General features: G+C 66.3%; 30 protein-coding genes. 12 read left to right on the top strand and 18 right to left on the bottom strand.

From position 1 onward, the window contains the following. The first annotated feature begins 32 nt into the window (after positions 1-32). The gene (locus tag AAHM44_RS04890) at positions 33-650 is read left to right on the top strand and encodes an ankyrin repeat domain-containing protein (RefSeq protein WP_269573336.1); all 618 of its coding nucleotides are present in this window, start codon (positions 33-35) and stop codon (positions 648-650) included. A 188-nt stretch (positions 651-838) separates the two neighbouring features. Here AAHM44_RS04890 and AAHM44_RS04895 read toward each other — a convergent pair whose 3' ends face one another. The 11 genes from AAHM44_RS04895 to AAHM44_RS04945 all read right to left on the bottom strand — a co-directional run bounded on the left by AAHM44_RS04895 (position 839) and on the right by AAHM44_RS04945 (position 7,690). Next, on the bottom strand, positions 839-1,336 hold the full coding sequence (locus tag AAHM44_RS04895; RefSeq protein ID WP_342249250.1) for an MmcB family DNA repair protein: 498 nt from the start codon (positions 1,334-1,336) through the stop codon (positions 839-841). A 50-nt stretch (positions 1,337-1,386) separates the two neighbouring features. Beyond that, a complete protein-coding gene (locus AAHM44_RS04900) occupies positions 1,387-1,995 on the bottom strand; it encodes a cell wall hydrolase (RefSeq protein ID WP_269573334.1) in 609 nt (202 codons plus the stop codon). A gap of 192 nt (positions 1,996-2,187) precedes the next feature. Then, a complete protein-coding gene (locus AAHM44_RS04905) occupies positions 2,188-2,526 on the bottom strand; it encodes a DUF1491 family protein (protein ID WP_446745953.1) in 339 nt (112 codons plus the stop codon). Next, positions 2,526-3,017 carry a PaaI family thioesterase gene (locus tag AAHM44_RS04910; RefSeq protein ID WP_269576531.1) on the bottom strand — a complete coding sequence of 164 codons (492 nt, stop codon included), beginning with the start codon at positions 3,015-3,017 and terminating at the stop codon, positions 2,526-2,528. The genes AAHM44_RS04905 and AAHM44_RS04910 overlap by 1 nt, the downstream gene beginning before the upstream one ends. Continuing rightward, positions 2,977-3,444 (bottom strand): PTS sugar transporter subunit IIA, encoded by a 468-nt coding sequence (locus AAHM44_RS04915; RefSeq protein WP_184163303.1) that lies wholly within the window; start codon positions 3,442-3,444, stop codon positions 2,977-2,979. Before AAHM44_RS04915 ends, AAHM44_RS04910 begins: the two co-directional genes overlap by 41 nt. 43 nt (positions 3,445-3,487) lie before the next feature. After that, positions 3,488-4,090: a ribosome hibernation-promoting factor, HPF/YfiA family gene (gene hpf, locus AAHM44_RS04920; RefSeq protein WP_184163307.1), complete on the bottom strand. Its 603-nt coding sequence runs from the start codon at positions 4,088-4,090 to the stop codon at positions 3,488-3,490. A 74-nt stretch (positions 4,091-4,164) separates the two neighbouring features. Next, positions 4,165-4,857: a DNA polymerase III subunit epsilon gene (gene dnaQ / locus AAHM44_RS04925; protein ID WP_269573333.1), complete on the bottom strand. Its 693-nt coding sequence runs from the start codon at positions 4,855-4,857 to the stop codon at positions 4,165-4,167. 7 nt (positions 4,858-4,864) lie between these two features. After that, on the bottom strand, positions 4,865-5,470 hold the full coding sequence (coaE, locus tag AAHM44_RS04930; protein ID WP_342249251.1) for a dephospho-CoA kinase: 606 nt from the start codon (positions 5,468-5,470) through the stop codon (positions 4,865-4,867). Further along, positions 5,467-6,276: a shikimate dehydrogenase gene (aroE, locus tag AAHM44_RS04935; RefSeq protein ID WP_342249252.1), complete on the bottom strand. Its 810-nt coding sequence runs from the start codon at positions 6,274-6,276 to the stop codon at positions 5,467-5,469. Before aroE ends, coaE begins: the two co-directional genes overlap by 4 nt. After that, positions 6,273-6,827, bottom strand: a complete 555-nt coding sequence (locus AAHM44_RS04940) for a Maf family protein (protein ID WP_446745956.1) — start codon at positions 6,825-6,827, stop codon at positions 6,273-6,275. Before AAHM44_RS04940 ends, aroE begins: the two co-directional genes overlap by 4 nt. A 38-nt stretch (positions 6,828-6,865) precedes the next feature. Continuing rightward, positions 6,866-7,690 (bottom strand): pyruvate, water dikinase regulatory protein, encoded by an 825-nt coding sequence (locus tag AAHM44_RS04945; protein WP_269576529.1) that lies wholly within the window; start codon positions 7,688-7,690, stop codon positions 6,866-6,868. A gap of 301 nt (positions 7,691-7,991) precedes the next feature. Between AAHM44_RS04945 and hemE the strand changes: the two genes are divergently transcribed. From hemE to AAHM44_RS04965, 4 genes are all read left to right on the top strand, one after another. Further along, positions 7,992-9,041: a uroporphyrinogen decarboxylase gene (hemE, locus tag AAHM44_RS04950; RefSeq protein WP_446745957.1), complete on the top strand. Its 1,050-nt coding sequence runs from the start codon at positions 7,992-7,994 to the stop codon at positions 9,039-9,041. 2 nt (positions 9,042-9,043) lie between these two features. After that, complete coding sequence (locus AAHM44_RS04955) at positions 9,044-9,496, top strand: CopD family protein (protein WP_342249254.1); 453 nt, start codon at positions 9,044-9,046, stop codon at positions 9,494-9,496. Positions 9,497-9,723: 227 nt separating this feature from the next. Next, on the top strand, positions 9,724-10,980 hold the full coding sequence (gene rho / locus AAHM44_RS04960) for a transcription termination factor Rho (RefSeq protein ID WP_184163328.1): 1,257 nt from the start codon (positions 9,724-9,726) through the stop codon (positions 10,978-10,980). Positions 10,981-11,102: 122 nt separating this feature from the next. After that, the gene (locus AAHM44_RS04965; RefSeq protein ID WP_342249255.1) at positions 11,103-11,804 is read left to right on the top strand and encodes a TerC family protein; all 702 of its coding nucleotides are present in this window, start codon (positions 11,103-11,105) and stop codon (positions 11,802-11,804) included. A gap of 87 nt (positions 11,805-11,891) precedes the next feature. Here the strand turns inward: AAHM44_RS04965 and AAHM44_RS04970 are convergent, their stop codons facing one another. From AAHM44_RS04970 to AAHM44_RS04980, 3 genes are all read right to left on the bottom strand, one after another. Then, complete coding sequence (locus tag AAHM44_RS04970) at positions 11,892-12,221, bottom strand: SMR family transporter (RefSeq protein ID WP_269573327.1); 330 nt, start codon at positions 12,219-12,221, stop codon at positions 11,892-11,894. Between the two features lie 221 nt (positions 12,222-12,442). After that, a complete protein-coding gene (locus AAHM44_RS04975; RefSeq protein WP_269573326.1) occupies positions 12,443-13,144 on the bottom strand; it encodes a dienelactone hydrolase family protein in 702 nt (233 codons plus the stop codon). After that, complete coding sequence (locus tag AAHM44_RS04980) at positions 13,141-13,620, bottom strand: methylated-DNA--[protein]-cysteine S-methyltransferase (protein WP_269573325.1); 480 nt, start codon at positions 13,618-13,620, stop codon at positions 13,141-13,143. Before AAHM44_RS04980 ends, AAHM44_RS04975 begins: the two co-directional genes overlap by 4 nt. Positions 13,621-13,667: 47 nt before the next feature. Here AAHM44_RS04980 and AAHM44_RS04985 point away from each other — a divergent pair, with 47 nt between their 5' ends. The 6 genes from AAHM44_RS04985 to AAHM44_RS05010 are packed head-to-tail and all read left to right on the top strand — an operon-like array spanning position 13,668 to position 19,356. Then, entirely contained in the window at positions 13,668-13,907 is a 240-nt protein-coding gene (locus AAHM44_RS04985) for a DUF6489 family protein (RefSeq protein ID WP_184163342.1), read from the top strand. After that, positions 13,907-15,190, top strand: a complete 1,284-nt coding sequence (gene mnmE, locus AAHM44_RS04990) for a tRNA uridine-5-carboxymethylaminomethyl(34) synthesis GTPase MnmE (protein ID WP_342249256.1) — start codon at positions 13,907-13,909, stop codon at positions 15,188-15,190. Before AAHM44_RS04985 ends, mnmE begins: the two co-directional genes overlap by 1 nt. A 56-nt stretch (positions 15,191-15,246) precedes the next feature. Then, positions 15,247-17,079 carry a tRNA uridine-5-carboxymethylaminomethyl(34) synthesis enzyme MnmG gene (gene mnmG / locus AAHM44_RS04995; protein ID WP_342249257.1) on the top strand — a complete coding sequence of 611 codons (1,833 nt, stop codon included), beginning with the start codon at positions 15,247-15,249 and terminating at the stop codon, positions 17,077-17,079. Next, positions 17,076-17,699 carry a 16S rRNA (guanine(527)-N(7))-methyltransferase RsmG gene (gene rsmG, locus AAHM44_RS05000; protein WP_342249258.1) on the top strand — a complete coding sequence of 208 codons (624 nt, stop codon included), beginning with the start codon at positions 17,076-17,078 and terminating at the stop codon, positions 17,697-17,699. The genes mnmG and rsmG overlap by 4 nt, the downstream gene beginning before the upstream one ends. Then, positions 17,696-18,478, top strand: coding sequence for a ParA family protein (locus AAHM44_RS05005; RefSeq protein ID WP_269573321.1), 783 nt, complete (start codon positions 17,696-17,698; stop codon positions 18,476-18,478). Before rsmG ends, AAHM44_RS05005 begins: the two co-directional genes overlap by 4 nt. Then, positions 18,475-19,356, top strand: coding sequence for a ParB/RepB/Spo0J family partition protein (locus AAHM44_RS05010; RefSeq protein ID WP_269573320.1), 882 nt, complete (start codon positions 18,475-18,477; stop codon positions 19,354-19,356). Before AAHM44_RS05005 ends, AAHM44_RS05010 begins: the two co-directional genes overlap by 4 nt. A 109-nt stretch (positions 19,357-19,465) precedes the next feature. Here AAHM44_RS05010 and holA read toward each other — a convergent pair whose 3' ends face one another. The 4 genes from holA to AAHM44_RS05030 form a co-directional block, all read right to left on the bottom strand. Continuing rightward, positions 19,466-20,482: a DNA polymerase III subunit delta gene (gene holA / locus AAHM44_RS05015; RefSeq protein WP_342249259.1), complete on the bottom strand. Its 1,017-nt coding sequence runs from the start codon at positions 20,480-20,482 to the stop codon at positions 19,466-19,468. Further along, positions 20,479-20,994 carry an LPS assembly lipoprotein LptE gene (gene lptE / locus AAHM44_RS05020; RefSeq protein WP_269573318.1) on the bottom strand — a complete coding sequence of 172 codons (516 nt, stop codon included), beginning with the start codon at positions 20,992-20,994 and terminating at the stop codon, positions 20,479-20,481. Before lptE ends, holA begins: the two co-directional genes overlap by 4 nt. After that, the gene (leuS, locus tag AAHM44_RS05025; protein ID WP_342249260.1) at positions 20,991-23,528 is read right to left on the bottom strand and encodes a leucine--tRNA ligase; all 2,538 of its coding nucleotides are present in this window, start codon (positions 23,526-23,528) and stop codon (positions 20,991-20,993) included. Before leuS ends, lptE begins: the two co-directional genes overlap by 4 nt. Before the next feature lie 78 nt (positions 23,529-23,606). Next, entirely contained in the window at positions 23,607-24,044 is a 438-nt protein-coding gene (locus AAHM44_RS05030; protein ID WP_184163369.1) for a DUF3576 domain-containing protein, read from the bottom strand. Between the two features lie 221 nt (positions 24,045-24,265). Between AAHM44_RS05030 and AAHM44_RS05035 the strand changes: the two genes are divergently transcribed. Then, positions 24,266-25,003: a hypothetical protein gene (locus tag AAHM44_RS05035; RefSeq protein WP_269573316.1), complete on the top strand. Its 738-nt coding sequence runs from the start codon at positions 24,266-24,268 to the stop codon at positions 25,001-25,003. Positions 25,004-25,027 lie beyond the last annotated feature (24 nt).

The following is a 25,027-nucleotide window of genomic DNA, read 5'->3' on the forward strand; positions in this document are numbered from 1 at the left end:
AAGCACTGCCGCTATGGGGTTTGGGCAAACACATGATCGTACGCGTAATGGGCGCCGCCGGCGCCGCCCTGCTGATGCTCGCCGCCGTGCCGGCATCGGCCCAGCAATTCTCGGACAGCTACAACTTCCTCAACGCCATCCGCGAGACGGACGGCGCCAAGGTGAACAAGTATCTCGAGAACAAGTCGCTCCGCATCGTCAACGCGAAGGATCGCACGACCGGCGAGGGCGCGCTGCACATCGTGACCAAGCGCAATGACGCGACCTATCTGCGCGTGCTGCTCCAGCAGGACGATATCAACGCCAACCTGCCGGACGGCCGCGGCAACACCGCGCTGATCATCGCCGCCGAGCGGGGCTGGGGCGAGGGCGTGCAGATCCTGATCAAGTACGGCGCCAATGTGAACATGGCGAACAGCAGCGGCGAGACCCCGCTGATCCGCGCCGTGCAGGTCCATGACATCGACGTGGTCCGCCAGCTGCTCGATGCCGGCGCCAATCCGGACCGCACCGACAATGTCACCGGCAAGTCCGCCCGCGACTATGCCCATGACGAGACCCGCTACCCGCAGATCGCCAAGCTGCTCAACGAAGCACCCAAGGGCGGCAAGAGCAGCGGCGCTGCCGCGCCGGCAGGCCCGAAGCTCTAAGCCCCGGCACGGAAGCCGGGCCCTTCCCGGCTTCCCCCCTCGAACATCGAAGCTGCGGCCGGGCGCCAAAGTACACGAAGTACAGGCCAAGAGCGGGTTTGTGCGCGCCTTTGGACGGCCCGGCACCGGCCGGAAGCGCGCCCCAAGCAGCCCTATTGCGCGCGCGGGATCCTATTCTTCCAACAGGCCTAGAACGCCGCCTCCGCATCGGGATCCAGCATCTGGATCACCCGGCGCGCGGCGCGGCGGGCGAAGGCGAGCGTAGTCTTCTTGCGGGTGGGTGCCGGCAGCGGCACCGTCGCCGCTTCACGCATCACCGCCGCATCATAGCGATCGGCGACGATCAGCCCGGCGCGCGCCGGCAGGAAGCCTTCCTGCTCGAAGGGCCGCAGGTCGAAGCCTTCCGGCACCGCCCAGAAGAAACGGTCGCAATGCGCGAGATAATCGGTCCATTTGCCGTCACCGAGCAGATCGGCGCGCGAGACCTTGATCTCGACGATGACGATGTTGCCGCGGGAATCGATCGCCACCAGATCGGCGCGACGGCCGCCCTCGAGCGGCACTTCGGCCAGCGCGACGCAATCATGGCGCAGCAGCAGGCGCGTTACCCCGCGCGCCACATCGGCGGCGATCAGGGGGCCATCTGGCAGCGGGTCTTCCGAAAGCGAAACGGCCGGGGAGGTCATCCCCGGCCGTTTAGAACATTAAGCGAACGCGGGGAACCCCGCGACTCGGCTCAACGATAGAAAACATGGTTGCCGACCGAGCCGACACGGGCGCGCTTCCAGCTCGGCTTCACGTAGCGGGCATGGAAATACAGCGCTTCCGGCACCGGCGAATCCCACTGGTCCTTCATTGCGACCTGGGCGACCGCGAGCGCCTTCTTCCACTGGCCGTTCGACGGCGGGGTCGGCAGCTTGCCGCCGCGCACGAAGGAGAACTGGCCGCGCTGGGTGACGACGCCGCACACCGAAGTGGGGAAACGGCCCGACTCGGTGCGGTTGAGGATCACATCGGCAACCGCGAGCTGGCCCGAAAGGGGCTCGCCCTTGGCTTCGTAATAGATGCTGACGGCAAGGCAGTTGAGTTCGCGGTCGAGCGACGCGGGCGCATCCTGCGCAGCCACGGCATCAGACAGCGAAGCGAAATCTTCGTCCGCATCCACATTGGGGATCGGCTGGACGATTTCCGTCTTTTCCTGGACCGGAGTCGGCGCGGCCTGGGGGGCCGGCGCGGGAACCTGCTGGAGGTTCTGGACGTTGACCTGATGAACCGGCGCATCCTGCACGGTGTTGGTCACGTCGAGCGTGGCGGCATTCGCAAGTGCGCCAGCGCAAAAAGTCACGGCCGCGAAACCCGCGGCGCGATGGATGAACTTCATTAGGGTTCGTTACTGTGCGGTTGGTGCGCGGCCGGCCCTGTTTCTCATATGGGCCGCCGGGCTTCCCCCCCGACTGCGTAACCGACCGACTTCACACCCCGGCAGGCACAACGCGATTGAAAGTGGTCGGCCCTTTCGCCGCGCGCGAGGCTTATGTCAATTCAATGTCATCGTTTCAGCGGCGAACCGTTCGCCGTCTGCGATATCCAGTTCAATCACCCAAAGATCTGAATCGCGCGCTCGACGCCGCTGCCAATAGGCGGTGACTTCGCCGTCGTCGGCAAATAACTGGGGTCCCGAGCGAATTAGGGCGGCGCCCCCATCAGGACCAAGGCCACGCTCGAAGAAGCGCGGATTGGCGCCGCGTTCGACCAGCAGCAACAGCACCGCTCCGGCCGTCGCGTCCCCCTTGGCCAGCACCATCGCGCTGCCGCCGGCACCCTCGGCACGGCGGATCAGCGCGTTGACCAGCACGCCGGTGGCGAGCCGCGCCATCAGCCCTGCGCGTAGCCGGGAAGCGTGGCGAGCGGGATACGCGAGCGCATGAACGTGCCGGTGCCGCGTGCCGCTTCCTCGCCGGTCGCATCGATCAGCCGCGCCTCGCCCACGAACACGCGACGCTGCCCGCTAACCCAGCGCCCCTCCGCCACCACGGGGCCAGGCCCCAGAGGCTTGGTGAGCAGCAGGTTGAACTGGGTGGTCAGCACGAAGCGATCGGTGACCAGGCTGTTCACCGCGTAAAAGGCGGCGTCATCGAGCATCTTGAAATAGCTCGTGCCATGCGCCGCGCCGGCGGCGTGGAAATAGCGTTCGTCGATATTGAAGCGGATGCGCGCGACGCCGGGTTCCGGGATCTCGAGCACGGACTCGAACAGCCGGTTGATCGGCGCCGCGGCATAAAGGGATTCGAGCGCACGGAAATGCGCCTCCGCCCCCGTGGGAGACTCAGGCTGCGTCACGCGTCTCCACGCCAGCGAGCAGGGCATAGAGCGCATCGCGCGAGCCCGCGCCGCGCAGCTTGGCGGCGATGGTCTTGTCGCGCAGCAGCCGCGAGACACAGGCCAGCGCCTTGAGATGCTCGGCACCCGCGCCGACCGGCGAGAGCAGCATGAACACCAGGTCGACCGGCAGTTCGTCCACCGCGCCGAAATCGACGGGTTTGTCGAGCCGGACGAATATGCCGCAGACGCGGCGGATGGATTCGAGCTTGCCGTGCGGGATGGCGATACCGGCGCCAAAACCGGTCGAACCGAGCTTCTCGCGCTCGGAAAGCGTTTCGGCCACACCGCGGGCGTCGAGGCCGTAAGCCTCGGCCGCCGCGGCCCCCAGCGCCGCGAACAGCGCCTTCTTGCTGGCAACACTCACGCCGGAGAGCACTGCCTCCGGCACGAGCAAATCACTGATCGTCGTCATCGAAATTCCAGTTGAGGTCCGCCCCCCGGGGCCTGCCTAATACTCAGGCGGCGCGATTGGGTTCCACCCATCCGATCGTCCCGTCGCCGCGCCGATACACCATGTTATGGGCGCCCGTCGCGCTGTTTTTGAACAGCAGCGCGTTGGTATTCCGCAGGTCGAGCATCATAACTGCGTCCGAAACGGTGGCATCCGGCACATCGACGCGGGTCTCCGCGATGATCAGCGGCGCATCCGACGCCTCGTCCTCATCCACGCTTTCCTGGAACAGCGTGTAGCCGGCATTGTTGTCATAGGATCCGTTGTCATAGGCGCCATTCTCGGCGAAGGCGTTGACCACGCCATTCTGCCGATCCTTGAGCCGGCGGGTATAGCGGCGAAGCTGCTTGTCGATCCGGTCGGCCGCGCCGTCGAACGCGCCATGTGCCTCCATGCCCTTGTTGGTCGCCTTGAGGACCAGGCCCTGCATCACGTGCATCACGATGTCGCAGGTGAAGCCGTTATCGTGCGGCCCCTTGCCGAAGGTCGCCTGGGAGGAGAGGGCGCGCGAGAAATATTTGTCGGCGATCCCCTGGAGTCGTTCGGTCACCTGCTCCTTGAGCGCGGCGCCAGTCTCGACCTGATGCCCAGAAACCCGAATGTCCATCGTTCACCTCCACTTTTATGAGGACCCTAGCTGGGGCGGGGTCCGGACCGATTGACCGCGGTCAACTACCGGGATCAACTGGTCGGGGCGGTGCCCCAGAGCGGCTCCTCCATCTTGGAAAGAAAGGCTGCGTGGCGTTCGAGTTCCGCCGGACTCGCAGCAAATTGTCGTGCGGGACGCACATGTACCCGTGTCGGCGCTTCGGCGGCCGTCTCGCGGACCACCGGCGCGTCCACCGCCAGGCCAAGCGTGATCTGCCGGCCGCCGGTCAGCTCGACATAGACCTGCGCCAGCAGCGAGGCGTCGATCAGCGCGCCGTGCAGCGTGCGCTGGGTCAGATCGATGCCATAGCGCGAGCAGAGCGCATCGAGCGTATGCTTGGCGCCGGGATGCTTCACCCGCGCAATCGCCAGCGTATCGACCATGCGGCTGAGGTCGACGATGGGCCGGCCGCTGCGGATCAGCTCGCCATTGATGAAGCCGAAGTCGAAATTGGCGTTGTGCGCGATCATCGGGCTGTCGCCGATGAACTCGAGCATGTCCTCGACCACATCCTCGAACAGCGGCTTGTCCGAGAGGAACACGTCCGACAGGCCGTGGACGTTGAACGCCTCGATCGGCATCGGCCGCTGGGGATTGATATAGACGTGGAAATTGCGCCCGGTGAGCACGCGATTGACCAGCTCGACACAGCCGATCTCGACCAGCCGGTCGCCACCAGAGAAGCTGAGCCCGGTGGTTTCGGTGTCGAACACGATTTCACGCATTGCGGCCTTATCCTCCCGCGCGGCCCGCTAGGCAAGCGATGACATTACGTACCACCGCGCGCGTCTCCCCGATCGTCCCGCCGGTGGGGATGACGAAGTCCGCGCGGTCGCGCTTTTCCGAGTCGGGCAGCTGGCGGGCGAGGATCGCTTCGAATCGCGCCTCGGTCATGCCCGGCCGGGCCAGCACGCGCTCGCGCTGCACTTCGGCGGGTGCGGAGACCACGGCGATCTTGTCGACATGGCGCCAGCCGCCCGCTTCGAACAGCAAGGGTATGTCGAGCACCACCAGCGGCGCATCGCGATTCGCCTGGAGAAAGGCCTCGCGCTTGTCGGCGACAGCGGGGTGGAGGATCGCTTCCAGCCGGGCAAAGGCAGTGGGATCGGCCATCACCGCCTCGCGCAGCAGCGTGCGGTTCACCCCGAGTTCGCTGGTGGTGTCGGGAAACTCGGCCTCGATCGCGGCGACGGCTTCGCCGTCCGGGCCCTGGAGCCTGTGGACCTCGGCATCGGCGTCGAACACCGGCACGCCGCTTTCCGCGAACATCGCCGCCACGGTCGACTTGCCCATGCCGATCGACCCGGTGAGGCCCAGGGTGACCGGACGATCGCTCATTTCAGCAGCAACTCGCGCAGTTCGTCGTCGCGGTCGCGCGGAGGCTCGGCGCCGAAGAACAGCTCGAAGGCGAGCGCGGCCTGGCCGACCAGCATCTCGAGCCCGTCGACCGTATCGAGATCGCGGTCGCGCGCCTGGGCGAGCAGCTCGGTCTCGAGCGGGGCATAGACCGCGTCATAGACCACCGCATCCTCGGGCAGCGGCGACAGGTCGATCTCGAGCGGCGGCTGGCCGACCATGCCGAGCGCACTGGCATTCACCAGCAGCGCGGCCGGGGGCAGCTTGGCGGTGAGCGGCAGCGCCTCGCCCCTGATCCCGAAGCTGGAGAGCAGGGCCGCGCCCTTCAGCACGTTGCGGTTGAGCAAGGTGACCTTGCCGACGCCGACACGCGACAGCGCGAACAGGATCGCGCGGGCGGCACCACCCGCACCGATGACCACGACATGCTGGCCCTCGAGATCGAGCCCGGCGATCGGCGCATAGAAGCCGCCGGCATCGGTGTTGGTGCCGATCAGCGCACCATCCTCGGCGCGGACCACCGTGTTGATCGCGCCGATCGAATCGCGGACGCCGCCGCGATCCTCGACGAACTCGAGCGACGCCTGCTTATGGGGCAGGGTGATGTTGCAGCCGCGCCAGTCCGGATCCGCCTTCCGCGACTCGAAATAGCCGGCAAGCTCCTCGGGCTTCACATGCGCGCGGCGATATTCGGCTTCGATGCCGAGCTGCTCCAGCCAGAAGCCATGGATCAGCGGCGACTTGGACTGGGCGATGGGGTCGCCGATCACCTCGGCATATGCAGTCATGACGTCAGAACCCCGCGGGTGCGCAGATAGGAAAGGATCGGCAGCAACGGCATGCCGAGGATGGTGAACTGGCTGCCGTCGGTGCGGCTGAACAGCTGGACGCCCGGCCCCTCGATCCGGAAGCAGCCGACGCACCCGGCGATCGCAGGCCATTCGACATCGAGATATTCCTCGATGAATTCCTCGGACAGCGGCCGGACATGGAGCTTGGCGCGATCGACAAACCGCCACACTGCACGGCCACCCTCGGCGATCACCGCGGCGCTGTAGATGTCGTGCGTCTTGCCCGACATGCGGCGGAGATGGTCGGCCGCCTGCTCGCGGCTCTTCGGCTTGTCGAGCAGCGAGCCGTCGTCGAGCGCGACCAGCGAGTCGCCGCCGAGTACCAGCGCCGTGGGGACAAGGCCGGAGACCTTGAGCGCCTTCAGCTCGGCCAGCGCATCCGCCAGGTCGCGCGGCGCGATGCCGCTCGCGAGCAAAGATTCCTTGGCCGAGGCTTCGTCGACCTGTGCCGTCACGGCTTCATGCGGCACGCCGGCATCGTTGAGCATCGCGCGGCGCGAGGCGCTTTGCGAAGCGAGTACGAGTTTCATGCTTTTCCTTTTTCGAGCGTCCGCTCGTTGCACAGCTGGATGATCGCCGCCGCGGTTTCCTCGATCGAACGCCTTGTGACGTCGATCACCGGCCAGCCATTGTCGGCGAACATCCGCCGCGCATAGGCGACTTCGCGGGTCACCGCATCCTGCTCGACATAGCTCGTCTCGGTGGCCTGGTTGAGCGAGAGCAGGCGGTTGCGACGGATCTGGATCAGCCGGTCGGCGCTGGTGGTGAGGCCGACGATCAGCGGATGCTTGAGCTTGTAGAGCTCGGGCGGCGGCGGCGATTCCACCACGATCGGGATGTTAGCGGTCTTGTAGCCACGGTTCGCCAGGTAGATCGACGTCGGCGTCTTGGACGAACGCGAGACGCCGGCGAGGAGGATGTCCGCCTCTTCCCAATCCTCGGCGAGCAGCCCGTCATCGTGCGCGATGGTGAACTGGATCGCATCGACACGGGCGAAATAGGCGGCATCCAGCGTATGTTGCCGGCCCGGCCGCGCCTTGGCTTCCTGGCCGAGCAGGTTGGACAGCGCGTGGTTGACCGGATCGAGCGGCGCGATCGCCGGCAGGCCCATCGCGCGGCAGCGGCTCTCCAGCGTGCGGCGGATTTCCGGGTTCACCAGCGTGTAGAGCACCAGCCCCGGATTCTGGGCGATCTCCTGGAGGATCCGCTCGAGATGCGCTTCGCTGCGCACCATCGGCCAGAAGTGGCGGAGCGTTTCGACATCGTCATATTGGGCGAGTGCCGCCTTGGCGATGTTCTCCAGCGTCTCGCCGGTGGAATCGGAGAGGAGGTGGAGGTGAAGCCGCATCAGTGACCCTTGTGGAAGGCGCGGAGCGCCGCTGGGTGTGAATCTGTGGATAACATGGCTGACAGCCACTAGCGCAACCCGGCGGATGAACCAATCGGGTCAGTTTGATGACTCCCACTGGTGATTCGTCCACAGCCGCGTCCCCAACTTGTGATTCCAATCCACAGCCTGTTGAAAACGGGGACGGCGTGCGCGAATCCGAGGACTCCCGAGGGGCCGCCAGAGTCAAACTGTTGGCAACTCGCGGACGAGTGCATAAGCCCCGGCTTTCACGCGCCAACAGACTCCAACAATCTCTAGATTCATTCTTTATTGTTTTAGGAACGAGGCCCTGACCGACTCCCATCCCAAGCCGCTGCTCGAGACGCTCCAGGGTGTTCGACAGGAGACTCCGCCCGTCTGGCTGATGCGTCAGGCCGGTCGCTATCTGCCCGAATATCGCGCGCTCCGGGCCGAGAAGGGCGGATTCCTCGAACTCGCGCTCGACCCTGAAGCTGCGGCCGAGATCACCCTCCAGCCGATCCGCCGCTTCGGCATGGACGGCGCGATCCTGTTCTCCGACATCCTGATGGTGCCGATGGCGCTGGGCCAGAAACTCTGGTTCGAAACCGGCGAAGGTCCCCGCCTCGCGCCGACCGTGACGGCCCGTCAGATCCTGGATGGCCTTGAATCGCGTCCTGAGGCCCTGCAGCCGGTCTATGAGACCGTTCGGCAGGTATGGGCCGCCCTCGACCCGCGAACCACCTTCCTGGGCTTCGCAGGCAGCCCCTGGACCGTTGCCACCTATATGATCGCCGGACAGGGGAGTCGCGAGCAGGCCGAGGCGCGCAGACTCGCTTATGCCGATCCCGGACTCATGCAGGCGCTGGTCGATCGCATCGCCGACTGCACGATCGACTATCTGGCGGCACAGATCGATGCCGGCGTCGAAGCCGTACAACTGTTCGACAGCTGGGCCGGCAGCCTTTCGCCCGAGCAGTTCGAGCGCTGGGTGATCGCGCCGACCGCCCGCATCGCCGCGGCGGTGAAGGGCAAGGCACCGGTGATCGGCTTCCCCAAGGGCGCCGGTGGCAAGCTGCCCGCCTATGCGCGCGAGACCGGCGTCGATGCGATCGGACTCGACGAGACGGTCGATCCGGCCTGGGCCGACGCCGTGCTGCCGGAAGGGCTGCCGGTGCAGGGCAATCTCGATCCGCTCGCGCTGATCGCCGGCGGCGATACGCTCGATCGCGCGGTCGACCGGATCCTTTCGGCCTTCCCAACTCGTCCGCATGTGTTCAATCTCGGGCACGGCATCCAGCAGGACACGCCAATCGAGCATGTCGAGCGGCTGCTGGCGCGGATCAGGGGGTAGAGATGGCGGGATTCCTCGGTGGGGCGTATCTTTGGGTCAAGGCGTTCCACATCATCTTCGTGATCTTCTGGATGGCCGGCCTGTTCCTGCTGCCGCGCTATCTCGTCCATCACCAGGAAGCGCTGGGCACGCCCGAGGCAGTCGCCTGGGAAAAGCGCGAGGCGCTGCTCCGTCGAATGATCCTCACGCCCTCGATCGGGATCGTCTGGCTGCTCGGCCTGATGCTCGCCGCCAATCTCGGCCTGTTCGAAGGCGGAGCAGGGCTCGGCTGGCTCCATGCCAAGCTGCTGATCGTGTTCCTGCTTTCCGGCTATCACGGCTGGGCGGTCGGCTATTCGAAGAAGCTGGCGAAGGGGCAGGGTGCGATCGCGCCGCGGACGCTGCGGATGGTCGGCGAAGTGCCGGCGCTGGCGGTGATCCTCATCGCTATCCTCGCGGTGGTGAAGCCCTTCTGAGCGTTGGCGCAATTTAGTTGCGCCATTTCGGTTTGTCGCCGCAACTTACCGCTTGCCGCAAAAGCGCATACCAGACCGCGGAGACCGGTTGACTTGGGGGTAGGCCACTCCTAATTCGACGCTGTGGACCGGGTCACCGGGCCATCCCTCCTCCAAGCATCGTTATTCGCGCGCGACTCTACCCGCCGACCGACGCTCCCCCCAGCATCCAAGCACCCGGACTCCCAATGCATCTCAAGGACCTCAAGAAGAAAGCCCCCGCCGAACTGGTCTCGATGGCCGAGGAGCTCGGCGTGGAGAGCGCTTCGACGCTGCGCAAGCAGGACCTGCTGTTCGGCATCCTCAAGGCCGAGGCCGAGAATGGCGAGCAGATCCTGGGCCTGGGCACGATCGAGGTGCTGCCGGACGGCTTCGGCTTCCTGCGCAGCCCCGAGGCGAACTATCTCGCCGGCCCGGACGACATCTATGTCTCGCCCAACCAGGTCCGCAAGTTCGGCCTGCGCACCGGCGATACGGTGGAAGGCGAAATCCGCGCGCCCAAGGATGGCGAGCGCTATTTCGCCCTGGTCCGCCTGGTCTCGGTCAATTTCGATGATCCCGACGCGGTCCGTCACCGCGTCAACTTCGACAACCTCACCCCGCTCTATCCCGAGAGCAAGCTGACGCTCGACCAGCTCGACCCGACCCAGAAGGACAAGTCGGCCCGGGTCATCGACATCGTCTCGCCGCAGGGCAAGGGCCAGCGCACGCTGATCGTCGCGCCGCCGCGCGTCGGCAAGACGGTGATGCTGCAGAACATCGCCAAGGCGATCACCGACAACCATCCCGAAGTCTTCCTGATCGTGCTGCTCATCGACGAGCGCCCCGAGGAAGTCACCGACATGCAGCGCTCGGTGAAGGGCGAGGTGATCTCCTCGACCTTCGACGAGCCGGCCCAGCGCCACGTGCAAGTCTCTGAAATGGTTATCGAAAAGGCAAAGCGCCTGGTCGAGCACAAGAAGGATGTGGTCATCCTGCTCGATTCGATCACTCGTCTCGGCCGCGCCTACAACACCGTGGTGCCTTCGTCGGGCAAGGTGCTGACCGGCGGTGTCGACGCCAACGCCCTGCAGCGCCCGAAGCGCTTCTTCGGCGCCGCGCGCAACATCGAAGAGGGCGGTTCGCTCTCGATCATTGCCACTGCGCTGATCGACACTGGCAGCCGCATGGACGAAGTCATCTTCGAAGAGTTCAAGGGCACCGGTAACTCGGAAATCGTCCTCGACCGCAAGGTGGCGGACAAGCGCATCTTCCCGGCGCTCGACGTCGGCAAGTCGGGCACCCGCAAGGAAGAGCTGCTGGTCGACAAGGCCAAGCTCACCAAGATGTGGGTGCTGCGCCGCATCCTCATGCAGATGGGCACCGTCGATGCGATGGAGTTCCTGCTCGACAAGATGAAGGACTCGAAGACCAACGAGGATTTCTTCGACTCGATGAACCAGTAAGCTGTCCCACGCTCCACGTGGAACAGGACGAAAAGGCCGGGCCCAGCGCCCGGCCTTTTTCGTTTTGATGCTGGACGCGCCCGACGCTTGCATGCCGCTGCAAGCGCGTTAGGGCTTAGCCGATGCTCGACATGCTCCTCAGCGCCGCCGCAGCCGGAATCGGCTCTCCTGCCGATATCTGGCAGCATATCCTCGCCGATTTCTCGAACCTGGGCGATCCGTCCGCCCTGGCCGCCTTCGGCTCGGTGCTGATGATCGACCTGGTGCTGGCGGGCGATAATGCGATCGTTGTCGGTGCGCTTGCCGCGGGGCTCCCCGCCGAGCAGCGCAAGAAGGTCATCCTGATCGGCATCGGCGCCGCGCTGGTCCTGCGCATCGCCTTTGCGCTGATCGTCAGCTGGTTGATGGGCATTGTCGGCCTGATCTTCGCCGGTGGCCTGCTGCTGCTCTGGGTGAGCTGGAAATTCTGGCGCGAGATCCGCGAGGGCGGCCCGCACGCCGATGAGGTGGAATCGGGCCTGAAGCCCGCCAGGAGCTTCGCCGCGGCCGCCTGGGCGGTTGCGGTCGCCGACGTCTCGATGAGCCTCGACAATGTCCTGGCGGTCGCCGGCGCGGCCCGCGAGCATCCCGGTATCCTCGTCGTCGGGCTGCTGCTCTCGGTGGCGCTGATGGGCATCGCGGCAAACCTGATCGCCAAGCTGATCAACCGCTATCCCTGGATCGCCTATATCGGCCTGATCGTGATCGTCTTCGTGGCGTTCCGCATGATCTATGAAGGCTGGGTGGGCACGCACCAGACGCCGGGGATCACCAGCTTCTTCTGAAGATGATTACCAGGTCTCCCGTGCTTGCGGGAGGAGAGGGAAGGCCGGGCATTGCCCGGCCTTTTCCGTTTCACAGGCTGGTGCGACCTAATGCGCCACTGCCTTGGAAAACAGGTTCATCACCACCACACCGGCGATGATCAGTCCCAGCCCAAGCATTGCCGGCATATCGAGCTTCTGCCCCTGGAAAATCCAGGCGATCGCCGTGATCAACACGATCCCCACGCCGGACCAGATCGCATAGGCGATTCCCGTCGGGATCGTCCGCAGGGTGAGCGACAGGCAGTAAAAGGCAGCCGCATAGGCAATGACCGTGACCAGGCTCGGCACCAGGCGGGTGAAGCCTTCGGACTGTTTCATGAAGCTGGTGCCGAGTACTTCGGCAGCGATGGCGATACTCAGGAAGAGATAGTTCATGGCGGACTCCGATTGGGTTCGGAGCCGCAGGCCATGCGTCGCGCCGAACCGGGTTCGTTGGACGCCGAGGCTGAGAAGAACCCGCGTGCGGGCGCAGGAGCCACCACCCTGCTGCTCTATTTTCGACGGCTCGAACTCTAGGCTGATGCGATCCGCCTGTCACGTCGCCGGCAGGAGCGAAAGGCGGTGCGCTCACAGGAACACGCCGCCTTCAAAACAACTTATCCCAGGTTCTTCGCAAAGAACTCGGCAGTGCGAGCGTCGGCCAGCCTGGCAGCTTCATCCGAGCGGCGCTTGCCGAAGGTGTCGGCGAAGCCGTGATCCTCGCCGGCATAGTCGTACAGCGTGACCTTGGGGTGATCGTCCAGGCCGGCATGCATCGCCGCCTGGGCTTCCGGGGTCACGAAGTGATCGGCTTGGGGAATATGCATGAGCACCGGGCGCGAGATGCCGTGCTTCTCGCCGAGCAGATTGTCGATGCCCACGCCATAATAGCCGACGCTTGCATCGCTGTCGGTCCGGGTCGCGCTCATGAATGCCAGGCGTCCACCCAGGCAGAAACCGACCACGCCGACCTTGCCGCCCTCGCCGAGCTGGGCACGCGCCGCGCGGATCGTTGCCTCGATATCGCGGATCCCGGCGTCCTGGTTGAACTTGCCCATCAGCGCGAGCGCCTGCTGGAACTGCTCGGGCACATCGGCATCGAGCTGGATGCCCGGCTCGAGGCGCCAGAACAGATCGGGCGCGAGGCTGAGATAGCCCTTCGCCGCCCAGTCGTCGCACTTTTGGCGGATGCCCGGGTTCACGCCGAAGATCTCCTGGATCACGATCACCGCTGCCTTGGGCGTGCCCTCGGGCCGGGCGACATAGGCCTGGAAGCTGCCGCTGCCGTCGATCGTATCGATGCTGATCATTTCGCTCACAATAGAGTCCTTCCGGAATGAAGCCGCTCATGTTCGAGCAGCCAGGATTTGGTCTTGGGTCCGTCGCCGCCCGAATAATTGCCGAGGCGGCCGCCATCGGCGAGCACGCGGTGGCAGGGGACGAGGATGGGAAAGGGGTTGCGCGAGCAGAGCTGGCCGATGGCGCGGGCGCTGGAGCCGGTCTGGCGGGCGAGTTCGCCGTAGCTCAGCGTCTCGCCATAGCCGATGCCGATCATCGCGGCGCGCAGCTCTGTTCCACGTGAAGTCGGCAGCGGCTCGAGCGGCAGGTCGAAGTCACGGCGATCACCCGCGAACCAGGATTCGAGTTGCTCGAGCGCGGCGCGGACGGCAGTGGCGCGGGCAGGGCGGGGCGCGTCGATGCCACCGATCGTCACGGAAACCAGCATGTCTTCGCTACCTTCGACCCGCACCGGGCCGATGGGCGTTGCGATCACACCATGGTCGCGCGCATACATGCATCCGAACTAGCAGCCGCATCGCGGCGCGCGCAACGGAGATAGCCATGAAGATCAACGTCGAGGTGGATTGCACGCCCGAGGAAGCGCGCCGGGCGATGGGCCTGCCCGATCTGGGGCCGGTGCATGAGCGCTATGTCTCGATGATGGTCGATGCGATCAACAAGCATGGCAGCCCCGAGGCGTTCCAGCAGATGCTGCAGAGCTGGTCGCCGATGGGCGAGGCGGGGATGGGGTTCTGGCGCGCGATGTTCGATGCCGGCACCGGGAGCAAGACCGACAAGTAATGGATACGATCTACGCGGTTTCCAGCGGCGCTCCCCCCGCCGCGATCGCGGTGCTGCGGGTGAGCGGCCCGCAAGCGTTTGAAGTGGTGCAGGCGTTCGCCGGCGATCTGCCGAAGCCGCGCCGTGCTGCGGTGCGCGCGTTGCGGGATCCCGCGGATGGCGCGCTGCTCGATCGTGCGATCGTGCTCTGCTTTCCGGGGCCGAACACCGCGACGGGCGAGGACCTGGCCGAATTCCATCTCCATGGTGGCCGCGCCGTGGTCCGCGCGGTCGAGGCGGCGCTGGCTGCCCGGCCGGGGCTCCGGTCGGCCGAGCCGGGCGAGTTCACCCGGCGCGCGCTGATCCATGGCCGGATCGACCTGAGCGAAGCCGAGGGGCTGGGCGACCTGCTGATGGCCGAAACCGAGGCCCAGCGCCGGTCGGCGATCCGGTCGGCGGAAGGCGCGGTGCGTCGCGCCGTCGAGGGTTGGACGGATCGGTTGCTCGGGCTTGCCGCCCGGGTCGAGGCCGAGCTCGATCATAGCGATGAGGATGACGTCGCCGACGCAGCGCTGCTCCCGGTGATCCGATCGGGTGCGGCTTCCCTGGCGGCGGATATCGAAGCGATTGCCGATCGGCCGCCGGTCGAGCGGTTGCGCGACGGCATAAGGGTCGTGCTCGTCGGACCGCCCAATGCCGGCAAGTCGTCGCTGCTCAATGCGATGGCGGGCCGTGATGCGGCGATCGTCTCGCCGATTTCGGGTACCACGCGCGATCGGATCGAGGCGCCCGTGGTGCGTGGCGGGATCGCCTGGCTACTGATCGACACTGCCGGCCTGGCGGCGCTGCCCGGCGACGAGATCGAAGCGATCGGCATCGCCCGCGCCCAGGCAGCCCAGGCGGAGGCAGACATCCTGCTCTGGCTTGGCGACGAGACCCCGCCCGCGCACGATCATCTGCTTTGGCTCAATCCTCGCGCCGATCTGCCGGGGCGGGGAGCAAGCGAGGGGCGGCTATCGCTGTCCTCGCGAACGGGCGAGGGCATGGATGCGCTCTGGCAGGCCCTGGCGAGGCTTGCGGGCGATCTGCTGCCACCACCCGATCAGATGGCACTCAATGCGCGTCAACGGGAGCTGTCCCAGGGCGCGGCCGCAGCGTTGCGGGCGATTGAGCGCGAAAATGACCTGCTGCTGATCGCGGAGCATCTCCGCTCCGCCATGCGCGCCTTCGACGCGATCACGGGCCGTGCGGGGGTGGAGGCGATGCTCGATGCGCTGTTCGGGCGTTTCTGCATAGGTAAATAGATGTTCCACGTGGAACGCTTTTGACGCGGCGCGTGCGATTCTGTAGCGCGCCGGCAATGGATTTCGACGTCATCGTCATTGGCGGCGGGCACGCCGGCACCGAAGCGGCTGCCGCCTCGGCCCGCCGCGGCGCGCGCACCGCCCTGCTCAGCTTCGACCTGTCCAAGCTCGGGGCGATGTCGTGCAACCCGGCGATCGGCGGCTTGGGCAAGGGACATCTGGTTCGCGAAGTCGATGCGTTCGACGGGCTGATGGGTCGCGCGACCGATGCCGCCGGCATCCACTACCGCATGCTCAACCGGTCCAAGGGCACTGCCGTACAGGGTCCGCGCGTCCAGGCGGATCGCGTCCGCTATGCCGCCGCGATCCAGAAGATGCTCGGCGAGCAGCCCAATCTGCATCTCGTCGCTGGCGAGGCCGAGGCGCTGGAGCTGGTCAACGGCGCGGTCGCCGGCGTCCGCCTCGCCGATGGCAGCCTGCTCGAATGCCGCGCCGTGGTCCTCGCCACCGGCACCTTTCTCGGCGGCCGCATCTTCCGCGGCGAGGAGCGCGAGACTGGCGGCCGCGTCGGCGAGGGCTCGGCCATCCGCCTGGCCGGGCAGCTTCGCGAACTGAACCTGCCGATGGCGCGTCTCAAGACTGGCACCCCGCCGCGTCTCGACGGCCGTACGATTGACTGGGCGCGGATCGAGGAGCAGCCTTCCGACGGCGATCCCTGGACCATGTCGCCGCTCACCCCAAGCCGCGTCCTGCCCCAGCTTCATTGCGGCGTCACCCGCACCACCCAGGTCACGCACGATGCGATCCGCTCGGGTCTCGATCGCTCGCCGCTGTTCACCGGCGCGATCGATGCGCAGGGGCCGCGCTATTGCCCGTCGATCGAGGACAAGATCCACCGCTTCGGCGATCGCGACGGCCACCAGATCTTCCTCGAGCCCGAGGGCTTGGACACCCATCTGATCTACCCGAACGGCATGTCGACTTCGCTGCCGGTCGATATCCAGGTGGCGATGGTCAATTCGATCCCGGGGCTGGAGCGGACGGAGATTGTCACGCCCGGCTATGCGGTCGAGTATGACCATATCGATCCGCGCGCGCTCGATGCCACGCTGGGGCTTCCCGCAATTCCGGGTGTCTGGTGCGCCGGGCAGATCAACGGCACCACCGGCTATGAGGAGGCAGCGGGGCAGGGGCTTGTCGCGGGCCTCAACGCCGCCGCCTACGCCTGCGATCTCGCGCCGCTGATCCTTGATCGTGCGACGTCCTACCTCGGCGTGATGGTCGACGACCTGGTGCTGCAGGGCGTCACCGAGCCCTATCGCATGCTGACCGCCCGTGCCGAGTTCCGCCTCCGCCTGCGCGCCGACAATGCCGGCACCCGGCTGGGCCCGATCGCGGCTGAGCTGGGTTGCCTCGGCCCCCAGCGTCTCGCTTGGCTCGTGGCGCGGGCAGAGGGCAGGGCAGCGCTCGACCAGGTCTTTACCGCCGAACGTACCGCCAGCGCCCTGGCAGTTCGTGGCGCTTCGGTCGCCCAGGACGGCGCCAGGCGTCCCGCCCGCGAATGGCTGCGCTTCCCCGGGATCGAGCTGCACCATCTCGACCTCCATCCGAACGCCGATCCGGACCTGCTCGCCGAATATGTCGAGGACGCCCGCTACGCGCCCTATCTCGAGCGCCAGGAAGCCGAAGTTGCCCAGCTCCGCGCCAATGACGCGGTCAAGCTCCCCGCGACCATGGACTTCGCCGCAATCGCCGGGCTCTCCAACGAGATGATCGAGAAGCTCACCGCCTCGCGCCCCGAGACGATCGGCGCCGCGGCACGCATCCGCGGCATCACGCCGGCGGCATTGTCCGCCATCCTCCTTCACGCGAAACGGCGCGCCGCATGACCGAAGACGAAGCACGCGACTGGATCCGTGCACATTTCAATGTTTCACGTGAAACGCAGCTACAGCGCTTCGGCGAGATCCTCCGCGAGGAGTCCGCGCGGCAGAACCTGATCTCGGCCGCATCGTTCGACGAGCTCTGGACCCGCCACTTCGTCGATTCCGCCCAGTTGATCCCGCTCGCGGTGGAAGCCGGGGAGGGCGCCTGGGTCGATGTCGGCACGGGTGCGGGCATGCCCGGGCTGGTCGTCGCGATCCTGATCGATCGCCCGGTGGTGATGGTCGAGCCGCGCATCCGCCGGGTGGAGTTCCTCCGCGCTGCGGCGGAGCAGCTGGGCATCACCGACCGCGCCACCGTCGTCCATGGCAAGATCGAAAGCTATCAGCCGGAGCAGAAAGCGGCGATCGTCTCGGCCCGGGCCGTTGCCGCTTTGCCCGACTTGTTCAAGACAACCGCGCATTGCACCGACTCTTCCACAATATGGTTGCTCCCAAAGGGCCGAAGCGTGCAATCGGAGGTGGAAGCGGCGCGCGCGAAATGGCAGGGTGCGTTTCACGTGGAACCCAGCATCACGTCGCCGGAATCGGGGATCGTGGTCGCGCGAAAGGTACGCCCCAAATGATCTGCATCGCTATCGCCAATCAGAAGGGCGGGGTGGGTAAGACCACCACGGCGATCAATGTCGGCACCGCGCTTGCGGCGACTGGCCAGCGCGTCCTGCTGATCGATCTCGATCCGCAGGGCAATGCCTCGACCGGCCTCGGCATCAGCCGGGCCGAGCGCGAGCATTCGAGCTATGACCTGCTCGTTACCGATGTCGACCTGGTCGATGTCGCAACGCCGACCAAGGTCCCCGGGCTCGATATCGTCCCGGCAACGCAGGACCTGTCGGGCGCCGAGATCGAGCTGATCGAGTTCGATGCGCGCACCCACCGGCTCGACAGCGCGATCGCGCGCCATCATGCCCAGCGCTGGGACGTGATCCTGATCGATTGCCCGCCCTCGCTCGGCCTGCTGACGGTCAATGCGATGGTCGCCGCGCACGCGCTGCTGGTGCCGCTCCAGTGCGAATTCTTCGCGCTGGAAGGCCTTGGTCAGCTGCTCAATACGGTCGAGCGCATTCGTGGCCGGTTCAACCCAGGCCTGTCGATCCTCGGCGTGGTGCTCACCATGTATGATCGCCGCAATCGCCTGACCGACCAGGTTTCGGACGATGTCCGCGCGGTGCTCGGCCGGGTCGTGTTCGACACCGTCATCCCGCGCAACGTGCGTCTCTCCGAAGCGCCCAGCCACGGCCTGCCGGCGCTGATCTACGATCATCGCTGCCCGGGCTCCGAAGCCTATATCGCGCTCGCACGTGAAGTGATCGATCGCCTGCCCAAGCTCAAGAAAGCCGCATGACCGAACCCACCCGCAAGCCTCGCCCCGGCCTTGGCCGCGGGCTGTCCTCGCTGCTCGGCGAAAATGTTCCCGAAGCACCGGTCTCCGGCACGCCTGATGTCGCCTCGGGCCTGCGCATGCTGCCGGTCAGCTCGCTGGTGCCCCACCCGGACCAGCCGCGCCGCCATTTCGACGAGGAGGCGCTGGAAGAACTGGCCCAGTCGCTCAAGCTGCGCGGGCTGATCCAGCCGATCGTCGTCCGCCCGACCGGCCATAATTACCAGATCGTCGCCGGCGAGCGCCGCTGGCGCGCGGCGCAGCGCGCCCGGCTGCACGAGGTCCCGGTCATCGTCCGCGACTTCAACGAAGCCGAGACGATGGAAATCGCGCTGGTCGAGAATATCCAGCGCCAGGACCTCAACGCGATCGAAGAGGCCGAGGCCTATGCCCGGCTGATCCGCGAGTTCGGCCATAGCCAGGAAGCGCTGGGCAAGCTCGTTCACAAATCGCGCAGCCATATCGCCAACCTGCTCCGCCTGCTCGATCTGCCCGAGGGCGTGCGCAACATGGTGGTGGTCGGCGAGCTCGACATGGGCCATGCCCGTGCGCTGATCGGCGCGCCGGAGGCGGAGAGGCTCGCGCGCGAAGTTGCGACCAAGGGGCTTTCGGTGCGCGAGACCGAGAAGCTCGCCCGCCACGCCAAGCCCAACAGCAAGCGCAAGCCCGAGCCGAAGATCCGCGACGCCGATATCTCGGCGCTTGAGCATCAGCTGGGCGACGTACTGGGCCTCAACGTCCGCATCGCCCACGGTGCCAAGGGCGGCACGCTGACGCTTTCCTATTCGACGCTCGATCAGCTCGACATGGTCTGCCAGCGGCTGAGCGGCGAGCGGATCTGACGACCTAGCCTAGCGAGAAGCAACGCACTGTGCTTTCCCGGCGAAAGCCGGGGCCCAGGGTTTCTATGCGGTCCCGCTTGTGACTCTGGGCCCCCGGCAGGCCGTGGCCTCAGCCCTTCGCCCGTGCCGCCTGGCGGGCGATCGTCACTGCTTCGGCTTCGGCCAGAACCTCGCCGGCACTGCCCGAATGCATCATCGCCCGCTCGGCCGCGCGCACCCGGTCGATCGCGCGAATCAGCTGGGCGCCATTCCAGCGGCGCAGGGCGCGGCCGGTAGCGGCCTTCTCGCGGAAGAAAACACGATGCTTTTCAAGTACTTCGTCCATATCACCGCCGCGGTCCAGGTCGATCCGCATCTCGGCCATCGCCTGTAGCCGCCGGGCGAGCTGGCGCATCAGCGGCACGCCGATGCCCTCACCCAGCCGGGCCAGCTCTTCTCCAACATCGCCAACACGACCGTCGACCACCGCAGTGATCGCGTCACTCAGGTCCGAATCCCCCAGGTCCGCGCCGATCGCGTCCAGAGCGGCGCTGTCGGCGTCCCTGGGGCGATCCGGCGCCGCATCGAGGAAAAGGGCCAGCTTCTCGATTTCGCGCGCCAGGATGGCCCTGTCGCCGCCCGTAGCGGCTGCCAGGCGCTGGGGCACCTCACCCATCAGCCGCAGGCCATGCTCGCGCGCGACATTGGAGGCGAGGCGGGTCGCATCCACGCCCTCGGGCACATAGCAGGCATGGGCATAGGCGTTCTGCGCGGCGATCACCGACTTCACCAGCTTGCCGCTCGCCTTCAGTCCCGGGCCGATCGCCACGACGGGGTTGCCGGCCTTTTCGGCGGTCAGCAACAGCCCGATCGCCTCGGCCGCGCCTTCCTCGACGCCGAGCACGCGGACATATCGGGTGCCGCCGAACAGCGAGAGCGAGGCCGCTTCATCGGCGAGCCGGCCCGGCTGCTCGCGCAGCGCCTTCATGTCGAGGTCGATGCGCTCCGCCTCGGGTCCCAGCGTCTTGCCGAGCTTCGATGCCAGGTCCGCGGCACCCGCTTCGTCGGGGCCGTGGAACAGATAGAGCCGCGTATCGGGGTTGAGCTTCTCGATCGCGGCGCGGATCTGCGTCGCGTTGGCCTTCACTGGCCGCCCGCCCCGGGCGCGGTCTGCGCATAGCGGGCGACGCGCGCGACGATCTGGTCGGCGACGATGCCCGAAAGCCGCTCGAGCGCGCTCTTCTCGGCCGCGATCGTCGCATATTCGCTGCCGACCACGTCGATACCGGCATCGGAGCCGGCAGTGGCGTCGAGCACGACATTGCCGTTGCTCAGGTCGATCAGCTGGTATCGGGCGCGCAACGTGCGGCGCTCACGCGCCACCGAATCGTCGCGCTTCACGCCCAGGCCCGAGATCTGGTCGTCCAGCTTCACTTCCAGCCGGAAGCGGGCAGGCACGTCATTATGATCGAGCCGGTCCTTGAGCGCATTGGCGACCAGCCAGCCCGACTGGCCCTGGATCGGCGCGACTTCGACCGCGGAAAGCGTGGAGCGCACCGCACCGTCCGGCCCGCCGCCATAGAGCGGACGCAGGCCACAGCCCGACAAGGAGCCGGAAAGCGCCAGGGCGCCGGCGACGAGGAGCGCGACATGCTTCATGCGACGATGTTCACCAGACGATCGGGCACCACGATCACCTTCTTCGGTTGCTTGCCTTCGAGCGATCGAACGATCTTGTCGCTGGCAAGTGCCGCGGCCTCGACGATATCCTTGGCCGCGCCCTTCGGCATTAGCAGCGTATCGCGCAGCTTGCCATTCACCTGGACGGCGATGGTGACCTCGTCATCGACGAGCAGCGCGCTGTCCACGGCGGGCCATTCGGCGTCGGCGATCAGCCCGCTTTGGCCCATATCGGCCCAGGCCTGCTCGGCGATATGCGGCACCATCGGCGCGACGACGCGCGCAAGCGTGCGGATTGCATTCGTTCTGGACGCGGAAGGTTGCGCCTTCTCGATCGCGCCGACCAGTTCGTAGAGCTTGGCGACCGACTTGTTGAAAGACAGCGCCTCGATATCCTCGGCTACGCCGGCGATCGTGCGGTGCAGGCGCTTGTCGAGCTCTCGATCCTCGCCCGTGCCAGCTTCGCCATCCGCAACGCTATGGAACAGCCTCCAGAGGCGGTTCACGAAGCGCCAGGCGCCCTCGATGCCGCTCTCGCTCCACTCCAGGTCACGTTCCGGCGGGCTGTCCGACAGCATGAACCAGCGCGTCGCATCCGCGCCATACTGATCGACGATCTCGGTGGGATCGACGGTGTTTTTCTTCGACTTCGACATCTTCTCGATGCGGCCGACGATCACGTCGTCGCCCGTCGAGGTCAGATATGCCGTACCGTCGCCGCGGCGGGTGATCTGGGTTGGCTCGAAATAAGCCTTCCGTTCCAGCCCGTCATGCTCCTCCATCTGGTAGTAGCTGGCGTGCGTCACCATGCCCTGCGTGAACAGGCCGGCGAACGGCTCGGCCACGTCGAGCTTGCCGATATGGCGCAGCGCGCGGGTGAAGAAGCGGGCATAGAGCAGGTGCAGGATCGCATGCTCGACGCCGCCGATATACTGGCCGACCGGCAGCCACTGCTCGGCCACTGCCTTGTCGAACGGCTTGTCCGTGGGCTGGCTGGCGAAGCGGATGAAATACCAGGAGGAATCGACGAAGGTGTCGAGCGTGTCGGTCTCGCGGCGCGCGGATGATCCGCACTTGGGGCAGTCGACATGCTTCCAGGTCGGGTGCCGGTCGAGCGGGTTGCCGGGCACGTCGAAGCTGACGTCCTCGGGCAGCACCACCGGCAGCTGGTCGCGCGGCACCGGCTGGGCGCCGCAGCTCTCGCAATGGATGATCGGGATCGGCGTGCCCCAATAGCGCTGGCGGCTGACGCCCCAGTCACGCAGGCGCCACACCGTCTGGCCCTTGCCCCAGCCACCTTCCTCGGCGCGCTGGATGACGGCGCGCTTGGCGTCGGCCACGTCCATCCCGTCGAGGAAGTGCGAGTTCACCAGCGTTCCCGGGCCGGTATAGGCCTCGGCATCGTGGAATTCGGGCGCGGTCTTGTCGCCTTCGGAGACGACGCGACGGATCGGAAGCGAATATTTGCTTGCGAACTCGAAGTCGCGCTGGTCGTGCGCGGGCACGCCGAACACCGCGCCAGTGCCATAGTCCATCAGCACGAAATTGGCGATGTAGACCGGTACTTGCCAAGCGTTATCAAAGGGATGCGTCGCGGTGAGGCCGGTGTCGAAGCCCAGCTTCTCCTGCGTCTCCAGTTCGGCCGCGGTGGTGCCGCCCTGCTTGCACAGCTCGATGAACGCGCCAACTTCCGCGTTCGAAGCGGCCAGTTTCTGCGCGATCGGGTGATCCGCCGCCACCGCGATGAAGCTCGCCCCGAAGATCGTGTCCGGCCGGGTCGTGTAGACTTCGATGCTTTCGCCGTCTGAAAGCGTCCAGTTGAACTGCAGGCCCTCGGACTTGCCGATCCAGTTCTCCTGCATCAGCTTGACCTTGTCGGGCCAGTGCTCGAGGCCCTGGACGCCGGTCAGCAGGTCGTCGGCGAATTCGGTGATCTTGAGGAACCACTGGCTCAGCTTGCGCCGCTCGACCAGCGCGCCCGAGCGCCAGCCGCGACCGTCGATCACCTGCTCATTGGCGAGCACGGTCATGTCGACCGGGTCCCAGTTGACCGCCGATTCCTTGCGGTAGACTAGGCCATTCTCGAAGAAATCGAGGAAGATAGCCTGTTCGTGGCCATAATAGTCCGGCTCGCAGGTGGCGAGCTCGCGGGTCCAGTCGAGCGCGAAGCCGAGCCGCTTCAGCTGCGCTTTCATCGTCGCGATATTGGCGCGGGTCCAGCTGCCCGGATGGACCTTCTTCTCCATCGCGGCATTCTCGGCCGGCATGCCGAACGCGTCCCAGCCCATCGGGTGGAGCACTTCCATGCCCTTCATCCGCCGGAAGCGCGCGAGCACGTCGCCCATCGTGTAGTTGCGGACATGCCCCATATGGATGCGCCCCGAGGGATAGGGGAACATCTCGAGGACGAAGCTCTTGGGCTTGGGCGAATCGTCACGCGCGGCGAAAGTGCGGTTCTCTTCCCACACCTTCTGCCACGCGGCGTCCGCCTTCAACGGGTTGAAGCGAGACAAAGTCAGTTCCTGCAATCTTCTCGCGGCTCCGGCCTGCTTCGCCGGGCGGAGGAGCAGGCTGGAACCGACACTAGGGGATTAGTCGTTGGTCACCGCAGCACGGCGAAGGTCGCGGGCGCGGGTGAGGATGATGTCCTCGAGCTTCTGCACCGTCGCGGCCTGCACGGGCGCTGCGACCCAGGCGCCGTTGCGATTGACTTCGCGCAGGGCGGCGACACGCAGCGCATCGGCGCGCAGATCCTGGTCGAGGATCGTCACGGTCACCTTCATGCGCTCGGTCTGCACGTTCGGGTTCACATACCAGTCGGTGACGATGACGCCGCCGTTGGAGTCCGTCTGCAGCAGCGGCATGAAGCTCAGCGTGTCGAGGCTGGCGCGCCACAGATAGGAGTTCACGCCGATCGTGGTGATCTTCGACGCCGCGAGATCCGCCTCGGGGCGCTTGTTGTGACCGCCGCACGCGGTGATCGAAAGAGCAAGCGACCCCAGGATCGCAGTGCGCAACAGGCGGTTCATCGTCACATTCCTAGCAGGCGAGAAAAGTCGGGGAGCATCTATAGTGGCGCATGTGGCGGGAGCAAGGCGGGAAGCCATGCCCCGATTCGCACGATTGAAACACTTCTCGTTAATGGCCCCGCAAGCAGATTCTGTGGGTCTGATGCAACACCGTCACGAAATTTGTGCCACCGGTGGAACCTCGCTTCGGAATCATGGTAGTCGGACCTATCTAGGGAATCATGACGATGCGAGTCGGACGGATCAGGACGGGAATTGCACTGGGGGCGCTTGGCGCTGCCGGTCTCCTGCTTGCGCCGTCGATTCAGGCCCAGACCAGCAAGGCCGAGCGCGTTGCGGCGGCCAAGCGCGCGGCGATGCCGGCGCGCGGTGGCATGGGCATCTTCACCCCTGCCGCGGCGGATCCCAAGCTCGCCGCCGTACTCGCCCGTTCGGGCCTGCCCGAGGGCAGCTTCCGCTTCACCCCGGCCGAATCGCGCGGCAATGCCCGCGGTGTGACGGTCGCGGTCCGTGCCAGCTCGAGCCGCGCGCTGCGCAGCCGCGACGTGACGCGGGACGTCGCTGCGGCGGCCACCCCGGTCAGCCTGGCCCCGATCTCGTACAATCTCGGCGTCTCGGTCGGCTGGAAGCGTCTGGCCGTCTCGGGTGACGTCACCCGCGTCGAGCTGGTCGACCAGCCGGGCAGCCGCGAGCGCGCCGATATCGGTGTCAGCTACACCGGCAAGCGCCTGAGCGGCCGCGTCACCGCCACCTCGGATCGTCCGCTGAACAACACCCCGGTGCTGATCGGCGACAAGCCGAGCTACTCGATCGACGTCGGCGGCAGCTATTCGCTGACCCGCAACCTCGATGTGACTGCCGGCGTGCGCTATCGCAGCGAGGAAGATCGCCTGCCCAAGCTCAACGAGAGCCGCCGCGAGAGCCAGGCGGTCTATGTGGGCACCGCCTTCCGCTTCTGACGGTGCAGCCGTCATCCCGATGAA

This window comes from Sphingomonas sp. OTU376, from assembly GCF_038440415.1.
GTDB lineage: Bacteria > Pseudomonadota > Alphaproteobacteria > Sphingomonadales > Sphingomonadaceae > Sphingomonas > Sphingomonas kyeonggiensis_A.

What these genes read in the sequence shown, in the direction of transcription:
- AAHM44_RS04890 (WP_269573336.1), top strand. Translation starts at nt 33, where the DNA reads ATGATCGTACGCGTAATGGGCGCCGCCGGCGCCGCCCTGCTGATGCTC.
- AAHM44_RS04895 (WP_342249250.1), bottom strand. Translation starts at nt 1,336, where the DNA reads ATGACCTCCCCGGCCGTTTCGCTTTCGGAAGACCCGCTGCCAGATGGC.
- AAHM44_RS04905 (WP_446745953.1), bottom strand. Translation starts at nt 2,526, where the DNA reads ATGGCGCGGCTCGCCACCGGCGTGCTGGTCAACGCGCTGATCCGCCGT.
- AAHM44_RS04910 (WP_269576531.1), bottom strand. Translation starts at nt 3,017, where the DNA reads ATGCCCTGCTCGCTGGCGTGGAGACGCGTGACGCAGCCTGAGTCTCCC.
- AAHM44_RS04915 (WP_184163303.1), bottom strand. Translation starts at nt 3,444, where the DNA reads ATGACGACGATCAGTGATTTGCTCGTGCCGGAGGCAGTGCTCTCCGGC.
- hpf (WP_184163307.1), bottom strand. Translation starts at nt 4,090, where the DNA reads ATGGACATTCGGGTTTCTGGGCATCAGGTCGAGACTGGCGCCGCGCTC.
- dnaQ (WP_269573333.1), bottom strand. Translation starts at nt 4,857, where the DNA reads ATGCGTGAAATCGTGTTCGACACCGAAACCACCGGGCTCAGCTTCTCT.
- coaE (WP_342249251.1), bottom strand. Translation starts at nt 5,470, where the DNA reads ATGAGCGATCGTCCGGTCACCCTGGGCCTCACCGGGTCGATCGGCATG.
- aroE (WP_342249252.1), bottom strand. Translation starts at nt 6,276, where the DNA reads ATGACTGCATATGCCGAGGTGATCGGCGACCCCATCGCCCAGTCCAAG.
- AAHM44_RS04940 (WP_446745956.1), bottom strand. Translation starts at nt 6,827, where the DNA reads ATGCTCAACGATGCCGGCGTGCCGCATGAAGCCGTGACGGCACAGGTC.
- AAHM44_RS04955 (WP_342249254.1), top strand. Translation starts at nt 9,044, where the DNA reads ATGGCGGGATTCCTCGGTGGGGCGTATCTTTGGGTCAAGGCGTTCCAC.
- rho (WP_184163328.1), top strand. Translation starts at nt 9,724, where the DNA reads ATGCATCTCAAGGACCTCAAGAAGAAAGCCCCCGCCGAACTGGTCTCG.
- AAHM44_RS04965 (WP_342249255.1), top strand. Translation starts at nt 11,103, where the DNA reads ATGCTCGACATGCTCCTCAGCGCCGCCGCAGCCGGAATCGGCTCTCCT.
- AAHM44_RS04970 (WP_269573327.1), bottom strand. Translation starts at nt 12,221, where the DNA reads ATGAACTATCTCTTCCTGAGTATCGCCATCGCTGCCGAAGTACTCGGC.
- AAHM44_RS04980 (WP_269573325.1), bottom strand. Translation starts at nt 13,620, where the DNA reads ATGTATGCGCGCGACCATGGTGTGATCGCAACGCCCATCGGCCCGGTG.
- AAHM44_RS04985 (WP_184163342.1), top strand. Translation starts at nt 13,668, where the DNA reads ATGAAGATCAACGTCGAGGTGGATTGCACGCCCGAGGAAGCGCGCCGG.
- mnmE (WP_342249256.1), top strand. Translation starts at nt 13,907, where the DNA reads ATGGATACGATCTACGCGGTTTCCAGCGGCGCTCCCCCCGCCGCGATC.
- mnmG (WP_342249257.1), top strand. Translation starts at nt 15,247, where the DNA reads ATGGATTTCGACGTCATCGTCATTGGCGGCGGGCACGCCGGCACCGAA.
- rsmG (WP_342249258.1), top strand. Translation starts at nt 17,076, where the DNA reads ATGACCGAAGACGAAGCACGCGACTGGATCCGTGCACATTTCAATGTT.
- AAHM44_RS05005 (WP_269573321.1), top strand. Translation starts at nt 17,696, where the DNA reads ATGATCTGCATCGCTATCGCCAATCAGAAGGGCGGGGTGGGTAAGACC.
- AAHM44_RS05010 (WP_269573320.1), top strand. Translation starts at nt 18,475, where the DNA reads ATGACCGAACCCACCCGCAAGCCTCGCCCCGGCCTTGGCCGCGGGCTG.
- lptE (WP_269573318.1), bottom strand. Translation starts at nt 20,994, where the DNA reads ATGAAGCATGTCGCGCTCCTCGTCGCCGGCGCCCTGGCGCTTTCCGGC.
- AAHM44_RS05030 (WP_184163369.1), bottom strand. Translation starts at nt 24,044, where the DNA reads ATGAACCGCCTGTTGCGCACTGCGATCCTGGGGTCGCTTGCTCTTTCG.
- AAHM44_RS05035 (WP_269573316.1), top strand. Translation starts at nt 24,266, where the DNA reads ATGACGATGCGAGTCGGACGGATCAGGACGGGAATTGCACTGGGGGCG.